This window comes from Haloferax sp. ATCC BAA-644, assembly GCF_000336975.1.
In the GTDB taxonomy this organism is placed as follows: Archaea; Halobacteriota; Halobacteria; order Halobacteriales; family Haloferacaceae; genus Haloferax; species Haloferax volcanii.
The window spans coordinates 95,276-109,490 of sequence record NZ_AOLF01000003.1 but is presented as its reverse complement, the minus strand read 5'-3'; the positions used below and the strand labels follow the sequence as shown (position 1 = coordinate 109,490).

The 14,215-nt window shown below is 65.4% G+C and carries 11 protein-coding genes and 1 pseudogene; 9 read left to right on the top strand and 3 right to left on the bottom strand.

Going from position 1 to position 14,215, the window contains the following annotated elements; all coding sequences use genetic code 11:
• The first annotated feature begins 31 nt into the window (after positions 1-31).
• The 3 genes from C458_RS03240 to C458_RS03230 all read left to right on the top strand — a co-directional run bounded on the left by C458_RS03240 (position 32) and on the right by C458_RS03230 (position 2,559).
• Positions 32-1,102, top strand: a complete 1,071-nt coding sequence (locus tag C458_RS03240; RefSeq protein ID WP_008573161.1) for an ABC transporter ATP-binding protein — start codon at positions 32-34, stop codon at positions 1,100-1,102.
• Positions 1,099-2,160 carry an ABC transporter ATP-binding protein gene (locus tag C458_RS03235; protein WP_008573159.1) on the top strand — a complete coding sequence of 354 codons (1,062 nt, stop codon included), beginning with the start codon at positions 1,099-1,101 and terminating at the stop codon, positions 2,158-2,160. Before C458_RS03240 ends, C458_RS03235 begins: the two co-directional genes overlap by 4 nt.
• A 180-nt stretch (positions 2,161-2,340) precedes the next feature.
• Entirely contained in the window at positions 2,341-2,559 is a 219-nt protein-coding gene (locus C458_RS03230; RefSeq protein WP_008573157.1) for a hypothetical protein, read from the top strand.
• A gap of 143 nt (positions 2,560-2,702) precedes the next feature.
• Here C458_RS03230 and C458_RS03225 read toward each other — a convergent pair whose 3' ends face one another.
• Complete coding sequence (locus tag C458_RS03225) at positions 2,703-3,833, bottom strand: enolase C-terminal domain-like protein (protein WP_008573156.1); 1,131 nt, start codon at positions 3,831-3,833, stop codon at positions 2,703-2,705.
• Between the two features lie 131 nt (positions 3,834-3,964).
• Entirely contained in the window at positions 3,965-5,392 is a 1,428-nt protein-coding gene (locus C458_RS03220; RefSeq protein ID WP_081603285.1) for a sulfatase, read from the bottom strand.
• A 56-nt stretch (positions 5,393-5,448) separates the two neighbouring features.
• Here C458_RS03220 and C458_RS03215 point away from each other — a divergent pair, with 56 nt between their 5' ends.
• Together C458_RS03215 and C458_RS03210 are read left to right on the top strand one after the other, a co-directional pair.
• Positions 5,449-7,083 carry a glycoside hydrolase family 28 protein gene (locus C458_RS03215; RefSeq protein ID WP_008578672.1) on the top strand — a complete coding sequence of 545 codons (1,635 nt, stop codon included), beginning with the start codon at positions 5,449-5,451 and terminating at the stop codon, positions 7,081-7,083.
• Positions 7,084-7,253: 170 nt separating this feature from the next.
• Positions 7,254-7,670: a heme-binding protein gene (locus tag C458_RS03210; RefSeq protein ID WP_004041071.1), complete on the top strand. Its 417-nt coding sequence runs from the start codon at positions 7,254-7,256 to the stop codon at positions 7,668-7,670.
• A gap of 84 nt (positions 7,671-7,754) precedes the next feature.
• Here C458_RS03210 and C458_RS03205 read toward each other — a convergent pair whose 3' ends face one another.
• Positions 7,755-8,624, bottom strand: coding sequence for an SMP-30/gluconolactonase/LRE family protein (locus C458_RS03205; RefSeq protein WP_008573150.1), 870 nt, complete (start codon positions 8,622-8,624; stop codon positions 7,755-7,757).
• 744 nt (positions 8,625-9,368) lie between these two features.
• Between C458_RS03205 and C458_RS03200 the strand changes: the two genes are divergently transcribed.
• The 4 genes and pseudogenes from C458_RS03200 to C458_RS03185 all read left to right on the top strand — a co-directional run bounded on the left by C458_RS03200 (position 9,369) and on the right by C458_RS03185 (position 14,214).
• Positions 9,369-11,090 carry an ABC transporter substrate-binding protein gene (locus tag C458_RS03200; RefSeq protein ID WP_008573149.1) on the top strand — a complete coding sequence of 574 codons (1,722 nt, stop codon included), beginning with the start codon at positions 9,369-9,371 and terminating at the stop codon, positions 11,088-11,090.
• Positions 11,087-12,212 (top strand): annotated as a pseudogene (locus C458_RS03195) (ABC transporter permease). The gene C458_RS03200 and the pseudogene C458_RS03195 overlap by 4 nt, the downstream one beginning before the upstream one ends.
• Entirely contained in the window at positions 12,209-13,108 is a 900-nt protein-coding gene (locus C458_RS03190; RefSeq protein WP_008573146.1) for an ABC transporter permease, read from the top strand. The pseudogene C458_RS03195 and the gene C458_RS03190 overlap by 4 nt, the downstream one beginning before the upstream one ends.
• Positions 13,105-14,214 (top strand): ABC transporter ATP-binding protein, encoded by a 1,110-nt coding sequence (locus C458_RS03185; RefSeq protein WP_008573145.1) that lies wholly within the window; start codon positions 13,105-13,107, stop codon positions 14,212-14,214. Before C458_RS03190 ends, C458_RS03185 begins: the two co-directional genes overlap by 4 nt.
• Position 14,215: the final 1 nt, after the last annotated feature.

Here is a 14,215-nt window from a genome sequence, read left to right as displayed (position 1 = left end):
CTATAACCAGACGATGACTACCAACCAAGCAATGCGAACGTCGAATCAGAACGACTCGGACCCCGACCAAGACGTCGTGTTCGAAGTCCGCGACCTGGAGGTCACCTTCGGGACCAACCGAGGCGAATCGAGAGTCGTCCGCAACGTCGACTTCGACATCTACCGCAACGAGACGCTCGGCATGGTCGGCGAAAGCGGCAGCGGCAAGTCGATGACGTCGTCCGCGTTGATGAACGCGGTCGTCAGCCCGGGCGAGACCTCCGGCGAGGTCACCTACTACCCGCCCGACGGCGGCGAGCCGATTTCCGTGCTCGACCTCGACGAGGAAGCGCTGCGGAAGTTCCGCTGGGGCGAAGTCGCCATGGTGTTCCAGGGCGCGATGAGCTCGTTCAACCCCGTCAAGAAGGTCCGCGGCCACTTCCGGGAGACCCTCGAAGACCACAACCGCGACGTGGAAGCGGGGCTCGAACGCGCCCACCAGATTCTGGGCGACCTCTACTTAGACCCCGACCGCGTCCTCGACTCGTACCCCTACGAGCTCTCGGGCGGGATGAAACAGCGCGCGCTCGTCGCGCTCGCGCTCATCCTCGAACCGGAGGTGCTCGTGATGGACGAGCCGACCGCCGCGCTCGACCTCCTGATGCAGCGCTCTATCGTCTCGCTGCTCAAGGAGCTCAAAGCGGAGTACGACCTGACGATTATCTTCATCACCCACGACCTGCCGCTTCTCACCAAGCTCGCGGACCGGCTCGTCGTGATGTACGCGTTCGACATCGTCGAAATCGGCTCGACCGAGGAGATTCTCTACGACGCGGCGCACCCCTACACGCGGTCGCTCCTCAACGCGACGCCGGACCTGAACGCGCCCATCGAGGAGATGCAGTCCATCTCGGGGTCGAAGCCCGACCCGGTGACCAACATCCCGGGCTGTTCGTACCGGCCGCGGTGTCCGATGGCCGACGAGTCTTGCGCGGAGGCGGAGCCACCGATGGCAGACCGCGGCGGCGGCCACCGAACCGCGTGTTTCTACCACGACGACGTGTCCGACGAGATTCCGATTCCCGCGATGGAAGCGGCCGAAGAGGGCGGTGAAGCCGAATGAGCGTCGATAACTCCATCCTCTCGGTAGACGACGTATCAGTCCACTTCACGGACAGCAGCGGCTTCCTCGGCTTGTTCGGCGAGCGACAGACGGTCCGCGCCGTCGACGGCATCTCGCTCGACATCGGGGAAAACGACGTGGTCACGCTCATCGGCGAGTCCGGCTGCGGCAAGTCGACGCTCGGGAAGACCATCATCGGCGCGCAGGAGCCGACCCACGGCTCGATTACCTTCCGCGGACAGGATATCTGGGAGGCGAAAAACAGCCGCGACCCGGACATCCCGTTCTCGGAGATTCGGCGGTCGCTCCAGATTATCCACCAGGACCCCGGCAGCGCGCTGAATCCGAACCAGCGCATCCTCACCTCGCTGATGCTCCCCCTGAAGAAGTGGAACCCGAACCTCGGTGAGGAAGAGCGCAGAAAGCGCGTCTACGCGCTCCTCGAACGCGTCGGGCTCACGCCCGCCGAGGACTTCGTCGAGCGGTTCCCCCACCAGCTCTCGGGCGGCGAGAAACAGCGCGTCGTGTTGGTTCGGTCGCTGCTTTTGAACCCGGACGTCATCCTCGCCGACGAGGCCATCAGCGCCCTCGACGTGAGCCTTCGGGTGGAGATGATGGACCTGATGCTCGAACTGCAAGACCTGTTCAACACCTCCTACGTCTTCATCAGCCACGACCTCTCGAACGCCCGGTACATCGCCGAGAAATCCGGCGGCCGCATCGCCGTGATGTACCTCGGCCGCATCGTCGAAGTCGGGCCGATAGAGCAGGTCATCGGTGACCCTCAGCACCCCTACACGCAGGCGCTGAAGTGGGCGACCCCGAACCTCTACGAAGGAGACGAGGACGACGACCTCCCGATTCGGAAAATCGACATCCCCGACCCGACGAACCGGCCCAGCGGCTGTCACTTCCACCCGCGCTGTCCGAAGGCGCGCGAGGTCTGCGAGACGAACGACCCCGGCGCGTTCGAAGACGAGACCGGCCACGCCGCGCGGTGTTTCCGCGCCGACGAAGACCACGAGTACTGGGACAGTCCGAGCATCGTCGACGACTGAACCGGGGTCGCGGACGCCGTGCGCGGCCAACCACCGACCATCGGCCACCGACCACCGACCGCTGACCGTCAGCCGCTTTCCAGCACCACGTTTTCGCCCCCAAGAGCCGTCTGAGCCGGCCGAACGACGCCCGAACGAACAGTATCTATTTGTGTGCGGAGAGCGACCGTGTGAGTACGTATGTCAGTCAACGCATCGCGCGTGCCTTCGCTCCGGAAGGCCGCGTCGTCGAACCGGAGTTTCATCATGACCGTGCTCGCCGGCGTCTTCATGATTGTCCTCGCGCGGTTCGTCCTCGACGGGACGCTCGCGGGGATGTTCGGCGTCTGGGGCATCTCTCTCATCGGCGTCGGCGTCGGCGGCTACCTGTTGCTCCGGCTCTGGGGCGCGTACAATTGACCCCCGAGGCTCGGCCACCGACCGGAACGGCGAACTGAATCACCACTCGGAAAAACGGGGATAGCGTTTCGCGAGCGACCGCCGTCGCGTCGTCGTTCTCTCTCGTCGCGTCCGAACTCGTTCCGTCCCGCCTGCCGAGGCAGTTACGCGACGCGGTTGGCGTCGATGTAGTCCCAGTCGAACGCGTAGCCGAGGCCGGGCGTCTGCGGCAGTTCGACCACGCCGTTGTCGTCGATTTCGTCCGGCGGGTGTTCGAGACCGGGGAAGTACGTCTCGTAGTCGTGCTTCGGGTGCAGGAGGCCGCGCTCGTAGTACCGGCCGGGGAACGCCATCGTCCCGAGCAGTTGGAGGTTCGGCGCGTCGCGGCCGTGAATCTCGCACTCGATGTTGAACGACTCGCAGAGGCCGACCGCCTTCAGCGCCGGCGTGATTCCGCCCACGTCGTAGACGCCGACGCGGATGATATCTGCGATGTCCCGCTTAATCCACTCGGCGCGGGTGTGCATCCGGCCCTCGGCCGTCTCGGGGCCGACGACGGCGATATCGAGTTCGTTCGAGAGCCATTCGTAGGAAGACATCGAGTGTTCGTCCATCGGCTCTTCTATCCAGCGGAAGTCGAGGTCTTCGAGCGCCGTCCCGATTTTCTTGGCCTCGCTCCGGCTGTAAAAGTGATGGGCGTCGAGCATGAGGTCGATGTCGTCGCCGACGCGCTCGCGGACCGCCCGGCAGGCGGCGATGTCCTGGTCCGGGTCGTCACCGAACGGCGGCATCCACGTGTGGAGTTTGACGGCCTGATACCCCTCCGCGACGAGTTCCTCGGCGAAGTCGGCGTACGCCTCGGGCGAGCCGAGTCCGTCGGGGTCGTCGTCACCGACCATCGTACTGCCGTACGCCGGGACCGAATCGCGGGCCGCGCCGATGAGTTGGTAGACCGGGAGGCCGGCGTCCTTGCCGGCGATGTCCCAGAGCGCGCAGTCGATGGGCGCGACGCGCTTGTCGGTGAGCGTCCCCTTGTTCAGTCGCTCGGCCCGGCAGAGCAGTTGCCAGAGCTGCTCGCGGTACAGCGGGTTCTCGCCGACGAGGTGTTGCTTGGCGAACTCGTTGGCCGCCTCGTGGCCGCCGCGGCAGTAGCCGTCGGGGCCGCCGTCGACGACGACGTGGGTGATGGTCCGCGTCGACTCCCTCGGCTCGCCGGGGTGGCCGTGACCCTTCTCGTCGGGGTCGATGTGGGACGCACAGCTGAACCGGATGGTACGGATGTCGCTGATCTCCATTCGTGGTAGTCGGTTACGCGGAACGCTCATAAAACTACGGCGGGACCGGCGATTTCGGGGACCGGACGGCGAGGAGTGCGAGGGAGAGAACCCAGGGAGAACGCGGGAGAAAACCCGGCGGCGCCGGTCGGTCAGTCCAGCACGTCGGCCGGCTCCTCGGGGTACGGCTCGCGGACGAGTCTGCCCATGTCGATTTCCTGGTACGGCGCGCGCCGGAGCGTCCCGTTCTCGACGAACTCGTCCGCGCCCGCGTCGGCCAGCTTCGCCGCCAGCGCGTCGCGGAGTTCGGAGACGACCGCGGGGTGCTCGGCGGCGCAGTCGTCGCGTTCGTTCGGGTCGGCCGCGAGGTCGAACAGCTGTTCGCGGCCGCCGTTGCGCATGAACACGTACTTCCAGCGGCCCTCGCGGACCATCCCGGTGAAGTTCGGCGGGAGCCGCGGCGTCCGGTGGTAGCCGAACAGTCGCTCGCGGGGCTCTGCGTCGCCCCGAATCGTCCCGAGCACGTCGACGCCGTCGCGGAGTTCCTGGTCGCCCGCGGCGGTCGTGGCGATGCCGAACAGGTCGGTGAGCGCCACGAGGTCGTCGCGGCGCTCGCCGGCCGGCAGTTCCGCGGGCCAACTCACGAGAAACGGGACGCGACACGACGACTCGAAGAACGAGGACTTCTCCCAGCCGCGGTGGTCACCGAGGAGTTCGCCGTGGTCCGAGAAGAAGCAGACGAGCGTGTTGTCGGCGTCGTCGCGGGCCTCGACCGCGTCGAGCAGGCGACCGATGCGGCGGTCGACCTCCGAAATCATGCCGTAGTAGTACGCCTTGATGACCCGGACGGTGGTGTCGTCGATGCCGCCCTCGCGGGTCGTCCAGAAGTGGTGGTTCTGGGCGGGTATCTTCTCGTCCATGTGGTCGGTTTCGCGGTCGCCTTTCACCGGGTTTCCGAGCCGTTCGGGGTCGTACATCCGGTCGAAGGGCGGCGACGGCGCGAACGGCGGGTGCGGCGGTTCGTACGAGACGAGGCCGAAAAACGGCTCGTCGGTGTCGCGGCCGACGAGGTCGACCGCGCGGTCGGTCATCCACGCCTCGTAGTTGTCGTCCGGCGGGAGTCGGTTCTGTTGGGGGAGGTGGACCATCGCTCCCTGCCGGGCGGTCGTCTTGACCTCGTGGCCGGTCTCCTCGCGGAACGCCTCGAAGCTCAGGTGGTGGTCGTAGCCGAGGTCGATGTCGCACGGGTGGGCGTGGTACTTCCCGACGAGGAACGTCCGGTAGCCCCGCTCGCGCATACTCCGGGCGAGGAAGGGGCCGCACCGCTGTTCGAGGTGGCGCGCGTCGCGCTTTTCGTTCCCGAGATAGCCCGTCGAGACGGCCTCACAGCCGGTTCGGATGGTGTGTCGCGCCGGGATGCAGATTGGGTCCGGCGAGTAGGCGTTGGTGAAGGAGACGCCGCGGTCGACGAGTCGGTCGATGTTCGGGGTGTGGATTCGGCTGTTTCCGAGCGCCCGAATCGTGTCCGACCGCTGCTGGTCAGTCATCACGAACAGGACGTTTGGGCGAGCATCACTCACGGCCGAACTCCGACCACCAGTAGTATAAAGATAGGCCACCGCGAGGGTACGCGTACATGCCACCCGCAGCGAGTGCCTTCGACGTGACAGCCTACGCCGACGAGACGGCCGACCTCCGGACCGAGGCGTTCCAGACGGCCATCGACGACTGCTCTGCGTCCGGCGGCGGGACCGTCACCGTCCCCAGCGGGACGTACACCGTCGGAACCGTCCATCTCCGAAGCGACGTGACGCTCTATCTAGAAGCCGGCGCGGTCGTCAGCCCCGCGAAAGACGAGGCCGAGTACACGGACAAGTTCGTCGGCCCCGACAACGAGCGCATCTTCTTCCTCGCCGAGGGCGTGGAGAACGTCACCATCGCCGGTGAGGGCGAGTTCGACGGCCTCGGAACCGAGTTCATGCGGATGGACACGCCCATTCAGGGCCACTCCAACGAGAGCGCGTCGCACCCGCTCATCTCGAACGGCCCCCACGAGGCGAGACAGGGCGACGCCTACCTCTCGCGGACGAAGGGAACGGACGGCTGGCCCGTCGCCAAACCCGACTTCCGCCCCGGCCCGATGTTCCGGTTCAACAACTGCACGAACGTCCGCATCCGCGACGTGACCATCCGCGACATGCCCGCGTGGACGCTGTCGTTCCACGGGACCGAGGAGGTCGATATCCGCGGCGTCGACATCCTCAACCACCTGCTCATCCCGAACTGCGACGGCATCGCGCTCGGTGACACGAAGAACGTCCACATCTCCGACTGCACCATCCAGTCGTGCGACGACAGCATCACCTTCGGCGCGCGACCCGACGAGCCGACGACCTGCGAGGGCATCGTCGTGACGAACTGCACGCTCCGGTCGAGCGCCTGCGCCATCAAGTTCGGCTCGGGCACCGACGACACGATTCGCGACTGCCTGTTTCAGAACATCGTCGTGCAGGAGTCGAACCGCGGCCTCGGCATCCAGCACCGCGATTCGGGCGTCGTCGAGAACGTGCTTTTCACCGACATCGTCGTCAACTCCAACATGCTCCCCGGCCCGTGGTGGGGTAAGGGCGAGCCCATCTACGTCACGTCGGTCCCCCGAGACGGCGACACCGACCTCGGCGGGATTCGGAACGTGCGCTTTTCGAACATCGTCGCGCGCAGCGAGAACGGGGCGCTCGTCTACGGCTCTGAGGACTCGGACATCGAGACCATCGAGTTCGACAACGTCCGCATCGAACTCACCGGCAGCGAGCACGCCGACGAGGTGGGCGGCAACTTCGACCTCCAGCCGAGTTCGGTCGTCACGCCCATCTTCGCCAACGACATCGCCGGCGTCCACGTCGAGAACGCCCGCGACGTGACGATGCGCGACGTGACCGTCGAGTGGGACGACAGCGACGACCTGCCCGACTACTACCGGAGCGGGCTGGCCTGCGAGGACGTGGACGGCCTGCTGGTCGACGGCTTCGTCGGCCGACAGGCCCACCGCGGCGACGACGCGGACGACGCAGACGACGCGGCGGCGATTTCGCTCTCCGACACGACGGACATCACGGTTCGGAACTCGCGGGCGACCGAGGGGACGGGAACGTTCCTCTCGCTTTCGAACACGGACGGCGAACGCCTGTTCGTGAACAACGACCTCATCGACGCCGCCGACGCCGGCGACGTGGCGTCGTTCGAGCGGTCGGGGAACGCCCTCCCGCGGTAACCCGTACGTTCAAGCCGACGCGACCACGACAGGGGGAACGCGAACACGCGCAGTCGGGTCCGCGGCGTTCGATTCGGTTCGAATAGCCGCATCGCCGTCTGTGGCCGTTCCAGCGGCGGTTCTCCCCGTGAGCGGTGGGTTTTTGCTCCGAGCCGCCGACGGTCGAGTCGATGGTACAAGAGCTGACGCTAGCCGAAGCCAAGACGATTCTCGACGCGATGGAGGAGAAAGCCGAGGAACTCGGCGTGCCGCTGAACCTCGCGGTGACGAACAGCGAGGGGAACCTCCTCGGCTTCCGCCGGATGGACGGCGCGAAGCTCGTCGCGAGCAACATCGCACAGAACAAGGCCTACACCGCGGCCGCGGTGAAGAAGCCCACCCACGAACTGAAGGAGGGAGCCGAACCCGGCGGCGACGTGTACGGCCTCCACACCACCGATAACGGTCGCGTCGTCGTCTTCGGCGGCGGGTTCCCGGTCGAACACGACGGCGTCGTCGTCGGCGCGGTCGGCGCGAGCGGCGGCGCGGTGTCCGAGGACATGGAAGCGTCCCAAGCGGGCCTCGACGCGTTCGAACCGCTCCGCTGAGACGCCCGCGTCGGAGTCGCCGCGGTCGGGGTCGATGCCGACGATACCCACCCCGGCGTATCTGTCCTCACGGTCCCTTTTTCGTCAGAACCGCACGAATTCGGAGCGGTCGGTCTCCGCCGCGTAGAGACTGCCGGTCATGTCCGCGACGTAGAGCGTCGAGCCGTCCGGCCCGCCGAGCGTGCAGTTGGTCGGGCGGTTCTCGGGGAACGGGTGGCGTTCGAGCACCTCGCCCGACGGGGAGAAGACGTAAATCGACGGCCCCGGTCCGCCTTTTTCCCACCCCGCGCAGGCGACGATGTCGCCCGACTCCGTGAGCGTCATGCCGTCGATACCGCGATGGTTACCGAAGTCGTGCAGTATCTCGCGGGGGCCCAGCGACCCGTCGTCGCGAATCGGATAGGCCCGCAGGTCGGTCTCTTGGTCCGGGCCGTAGGTGCATTCTGCGACGTACAGTCGCGACTCGTCCGGCGAGAGGAGGATGCCGTTCGGTCGGTCCATCTCGTCTGTGAGGTGGACGAGCTGCCAGCCGTCGCTCGCGTCCGCGTCGGTCCGCTCGGCGCGGAAGACGGAGGTGTGACCGAGCAGCCCCCGGTCTTTGTCGTCGGGGTCGGTGAACCAGATATCCCCGTCGCGGTCGATTTCGAGGTCGTTCGGCCCGTTGAGCGGCGTCCCCTCGAACTCGTCGACGACGACCGACGCGGAGTCACCCGGAGTCAACGCGGCGATGCGGTGGCCCTCGGCCTCGCAGGCGTACAGTTCGCCGTCGCGTCCCTCGTGGAGGCCGACCGCGCCGGCGGTCGAGTCGATGTAGACGCTCGTCTCTCCCGTCTCCGGGTCGTATTCGAGGACCCGATGCTCCGTTATCTCCGTGAATCGAACCGCGTCGCCGGTCCAAATCGGGCCCTCGGTGGCCCGAAACGGACCCGCGACCCGCTCGAACTCCCATGCCATCGAGTGGTCGTTCTCCCCGCGGGGACTTAAGTGTCGTCCGAGTCACTCCACGCGCCGATTTGTCAACTCAATTTCCGATTTCAGAATCATTTCTGGGAGCGAGAACGGGGCGAACGAGTCGGGTGCAACCAAGCAGGAGAGACGGGTCGGAACAGCGTCTTGTGTGAGAATACAAATAGTAAGTGAACATATATTTTTCTCAAAATATAGTATTTCAGTACAGAAGAGCAATCAGTTATCGAGCCGCAATTACTGACAGACACTCATTAGTAAGGGTATAAATTTTATATTATAGCCATAAATAGGCGTTTTAGAACCCAATTCATGAACTTATGTTTGTTTCTCACGAAACTCCGTATAAATTTATCAGATTTTAAAACATCATTGTTCTCTTATAATAGTCCATCTCGAACGACCGAGAACCGTATAGTCGGGAACGGACTCTCGTCGCAGTAGCGGGGGGAGCCCGGGTGCGAGCGGCTCACGAGCGCCAGCGGGCGGAAAACAACTCTTCCAGTCGTCCACGACAGCCGGCGACGTTCTGCGGAAGGTCGTGCAGTCCGTCGATTACGGAGACACGACCAGACGTGTGGCAGACGACAGACAGCCACATTGTTCCATATTGTTCACTGAGTATTCCGTTTTGAACCGAGAATATTGTTTTAGGTTACTATACGGTATCTTTATGTTCCATTGCACCTCTGTGAGAATGAGTAACGTATGTCGAGAAAAGACATCACACAGATGCGGTCGCAGGTGGGTTCGGCGTCGGAGTCGGTCCGCGCTCGGTTCGGAGACGCGGCGAGTCGGCGGAACTTCCTCAAGGCGCTCGGGACGGCCGGAATCGCCGGTCTCGCGGGCTGTTCCGGCGGCGGCGAGAGCTACGACGGCCAAGAACAGACCACGGCCTCGGGCGGCGACGACGAGGAGACAGAGACGGAGTCGTCGTCCGGGGACGACTCGGGCAGTTCGACGCTCCGCATGAGCGCGACCCAGCGCTTCGGAACCGTCGACCCCGCGAAGGGGACCGACTACACGCAGGTGCTCGCGTTGGTCAACCTCTACGACCCGCTCGTGTTCCCCGATACGGAGGGGAATTTGCAGGGGCACCTCGCGGAGGACTGGACCGTCTCGGACGACAACCGGACCTACACGTTCACGCTCCGCGAAAACGCGACGTTCCACAGCGGCAACCCCGTTACGGCGGAGGACGTGCAGTTCTCGGCCGAGCGCTTCCTCGATATCAACCAGGGCTACTCGTCGCTGCTCGGGAACGTGCTCTCGAAGGAGAACGTGACCGTCGAGGACGAGCGGACGGTGTCGTTCACGCTCGACCGCGTCCACTCGCCGTTCCTCGCGACGCTCGTGCTCCTGTTCGTCGTGGACAAACAGCGGGTCCTCGACAACGCCGCAGACGGCGACTTCGGTGACCGCGGCGACTACGGCCAGTCGTTCCTCAACGACAACGACGCCGGGTCCGGCCCGTACGAACTCGCCGGCTTCGAGCGGCAGGCGCAGATTTCGTTCAGCCGCTACGCCGACTACTGGGGGTCGTTCAAAGACGGCGCGTACGACAACGTCACCGTCCAAATCATCACCAACGACCCGACCGTCCGCTCGTTGATGAAGACGGGCGAACTCGACATGTCGAGCCAGTACCAAAGCGAGGAGACCTACGAGGCGCTCGCGGCCGAAGACGACATCCGCGTCGAGTCGGTCCCGACGGTGACGACGTTCTACTTCAAAATCAACACCCAGAAGGCCCCGACCGACGACCCCGCCGTCCGCGAGGCGATGGCCTACGGCTTCGACTACGAGACGGCGCGCAACGAAATCGCGCCGGGGTCGCTCCCCGCGCAGGGGCCGCTCCCGACGTCGTTCGGCGTCCACAACGACGACATCGTCCAGCCGACCTACGACCCCGAGCGGGCGCGGCAGATTCTTTCCGACGCCGGCTACGAGGAGGGCGACATCACCGTCCAGAACACCTACGTGAAGGACTACGGCCTCGAAGAGAAGATGGGGCTGCTGTTCCAGCAGAACATGGACGAAATCGGCATCGACGTCGAGTTGAACCCCCAGACGTGGGGGACGATGACCGAACTCGCCACGAGCGTCGAGGACACGCCCCACATCAATCAGGTGTTCTACGGGCCGGTGTACCCCTCGCCAGACACGGTGTTCTACAACCAGTACCACTCCGAAGCCGCCTCGACGTGGATGAGCATGGAACACCTCGAAGACGAGACGGTGGACTCCCTCATCGACGAGGCGCGCTCGACGGTCGACGCCGACGCCCGCGCCGAACTGTACGCCGAGGTGCAAGAACGCATCGCGAACCAGTACCCCGACCTGTTCATCTTCGTCCAGTCGAAGAAGCACGCCTTCGCCGACGACGTGGCGGGCTACACCTTCCGGCCGTCGATGAGCTTCGACTACTGGTTCCCCGACTTCTACCAAGAATGAAGTACTGGCAGTATCTCGTGCGCCGGCTCGCGGGCATCCTCGTGAGTCTCGTCGGCCTGTCGATAATCATCTTCACCACGTCACGAGTGCTCCCCGGGAACCCCGCGCGAATGGCCCTCGGCGCGCTCGCGTCCGAAGAACAGGTGCAGGCGCTCGCCGCCGAGATGGGCCTGAACAAGCCGATTCCGTTGCAGTACCTCGACTACATGCGGGGCCTGCTCGTCGGAGACCTCGGGACGAGCCTCGAAACGAAGCGCGCGGTCAGCACCGACATCGTCTACTACCTGCCGGCGACGCTCGAACTCATCACGGTGTCGATGTTCCTCACCGTCGTCATCGGGATTCCGCTCGGCGTCGTCGCCGCGCAGAACAAAGACGGCCTCGCCGACAACGCGACCCGGCTCGTCGCGTTCTTCAGCGTGAGCGTGCCCGGCTTCTTCATCGCAATCATGTTCCAACTGATATTCGGCTACCTGCTCGAATGGCTCCCCATCACGGGGCGGCTCGGCTCGGAGTTCGGCTCGGGCGTCTCGCGGTTCACGGGCTTCCTGCTCGTGGACACCCTGCTGTCGGGGAACCTCGCGGCCCACGTCGACGCGTGGGCGCACATCATCCTCCCGGCGCTCGCGCTCTCGCTCGCCGGCATCGGACAGGNCCCTGCTGTCGGGGAACCTCGCGGCCCACGTCGACGCGTGGGCGCACATCATCCTCCCGGCGCTCGCGCTCTCGCTCGCCGGCATCGGACAGGTGATGCGCATCACCCGGTCGAGCATGATAGACGTGAAAGACCAGGACTACGTCGAGGCCGAGCGCGGCTTCGGCCTCCCCTCGTGGCTCGTGACGTACAAGTACACCCTCAAGAACGCGTTCATCCCGACGCTCACGATTCTGGGGCTGTTGTACGCCTCGCTTCTGGGCAACGCGTTCCTCATCGAACTCGTCTACTCGTGGCCCGGCCTCGCGTCCTACGGCGTCACCGCGGTGCTGAACAACGACTTCAACGCCGTCGTCGGCGTCACGATGACCATCGGCGTCGCGTTCGTGAGCATCAACTTCCTCGTCGACGTGCTGTTGGGTCGCGTCGACCCGCGCATCAGACTGGCGATGGAGGAGGCGACATGAGCGCCGAGTCAGCGAGCGTCCTCGACCGGGTCGTCTCGGCCGAGCGCCGCGAACTCTGGCAGCGGTCGTGGAAGCGCTTTACCAGCCGGCCGATGAGCGTCGTCGGTCTCGGCATCATCATCGCCATCATCCTGCTCGCCGTCTTCGCGCCCGTCGTCGCGCCGTACCCCGAACACGCCGGGAAGTTCACCGACTTCTCGAACACGCTCCAGCCGCCGAGCCTCGACCACCCGCTGGGGACCGACCACGTCGGCCGCGACGTGCTCTCGCGCATCCTCTTCGGCTACCGGCTGTCGCTCATGCTCGTGGCCGTCGTCCTCGGCTTCGGCGTCCCCGTGGGCGTGCTGCTCGGCCTCGTCGCCGGCTACTACGGCGGCTGGACCGAGACGATTATCATGCGGGCGACCGACACGGCGCTCGCTTTACCGCCGCTCGTGATGGCGTTGGCAATCACGTCGGCCTTGGAGCCGACGCTGACGAACGCGATGATAGCCATCGCGGCGCTGTGGTGGACGTGGCACGCCCGCCTCGTCCAGAGCATCGTCGCCAGCGAGCGCAGCGAGGAGTACGTGCAGGCCGCCAAGCTCGCCGGCGCGAGCACGCCGCACATCCTCTTTCGGGAGATTCTCCCGAACACGCTGTCACCGATTCTGGTCAAAGTGACCCTCGACGCGGGCTTCGTCATCCTCATCGGCGCGGGCCTGTCGTTCATCGGCGTCGGCGTCCAGCCGCCCCAACCCGGGCTCGGCACGATGGTCAGCCAAGGAACGTCTTACCTGCCCGATTCGTGGTGGGTGAGCGTCTTCTCCGGCCTCGCTATCTTCGTCCTCGTGATGGGGTTCAACATGCTCGGTGACGGCCTCCGTGACCTGTTCGACGTGGAGGTGAACCGATGAGACTCGACGAACCGGTCGCCGAGAACCCGCTTTTGACCGTCGAGAACCTCGAAGTCGGCTTCGAGTCGTTCGACGGCCTCGCGGAGGTCATCGACGGCGTCAACCTCTCTATCGGCAAAGGCGAGGTTGTCACCATCGCCGGCGAGACCGGCTGCGGCAAGTCGGTGACGATGAAGTCCATCCTCCGCCTCCTGAATCAGCCGCCGGCCCGCGTCAGCGGCGACATCACGTTCGACGGGACTGAGCTGCTGTCGCTTTCGGACCGCGAGTTCGAGCGCGTCAAGGGCCAGCGGATGAGCCTCGTCTTCCAGGACCCGATGTCGAGTCTCAACCCGACGTTCACCATCGGGGAACAGCTCACCGACACCGCGCAGTTCGGCGGCGACAGCGACACGGGCGTCGTGGAGTTCTTCCGCCGCCGATTCAGCGGCGAGCGCGACGAGGCGCGCGAGCGCGTCGTGGAGATGCTCCGCGAGGTCCAGATGCCGGACCCCGAGAACATCATGGACTCGTACCCGTCGCAGCTGTCCGGCGGGATGCGCCAGCGCGCGCTCATCGCGCAGGCCCTGCTGAACGAGCCGGACCTGCTCATCGCCGACGAAATCGGCACCGCGCTGGACGTGACGATTCACGACCAGATTCTCGACCTGCTCGCGGACCTCATCGAGAACCACGACCTGAGCGTCCTGATGATCACCCACAACCTCGGCGTCGCCCGACAGGTGAGCGACCGCGTGTACGTCATGTACGGCGGCCGCATCGTCGAGACCGCGCCGACCGAAGAGCTGTTCGAGAACCCGAAACACCCCTACACGCAGGGGCTCATCGCGTCGATTCCGCGCCTGACGGGCGACGAGATGGCGACCGGCATCGACGGCTCGATTCCCGAGTACCTCGACCCGCCGCCGGGCTGTCGGTTCGCGCCGCGCTGTCCCTACGCCACCGCCGAGTGCGAGGAGGCCCGCCCGGAGATGTACGAACACGGCCCGCAGACGGGCGTCGAGTGCGTCCTCTACGACGAGGCCGTGCCGGCGTCCGAGCGGCCGACCGTCGAGGAGACGCGGAGTCACATGACCCGCAGACCGGGGAAACAGGGGGGCGACTGAG

Coding starts and splice junctions, on each gene's coding strand:
- C458_RS03240 (WP_008573161.1), top strand. CDS start 32: ATGCGAACGTCGAATCAGAACGACTCGGACCCCGACCAAGACGTCGTG.
- C458_RS03235 (WP_008573159.1), top strand. CDS start 1,099: ATGAGCGTCGATAACTCCATCCTCTCGGTAGACGACGTATCAGTCCAC.
- C458_RS03230 (WP_008573157.1), top strand. CDS start 2,341: ATGTCAGTCAACGCATCGCGCGTGCCTTCGCTCCGGAAGGCCGCGTCG.
- C458_RS03225 (WP_008573156.1), bottom strand. CDS start 3,833: ATGGAGATCAGCGACATCCGTACCATCCGGTTCAGCTGTGCGTCCCAC.
- C458_RS03215 (WP_008578672.1), top strand. CDS start 5,449: ATGCCACCCGCAGCGAGTGCCTTCGACGTGACAGCCTACGCCGACGAG.
- C458_RS03210 (WP_004041071.1), top strand. CDS start 7,254: ATGGTACAAGAGCTGACGCTAGCCGAAGCCAAGACGATTCTCGACGCG.
- C458_RS03205 (WP_008573150.1), bottom strand. CDS start 8,624: ATGGCATGGGAGTTCGAGCGGGTCGCGGGTCCGTTTCGGGCCACCGAG.
- C458_RS03200 (WP_008573149.1), top strand. CDS start 9,369: ATGCGGTCGCAGGTGGGTTCGGCGTCGGAGTCGGTCCGCGCTCGGTTC.
- C458_RS03190 (WP_008573146.1), top strand. CDS start 12,209: ATGAGCGCCGAGTCAGCGAGCGTCCTCGACCGGGTCGTCTCGGCCGAG.
- C458_RS03185 (WP_008573145.1), top strand. CDS start 13,105: ATGAGACTCGACGAACCGGTCGCCGAGAACCCGCTTTTGACCGTCGAG.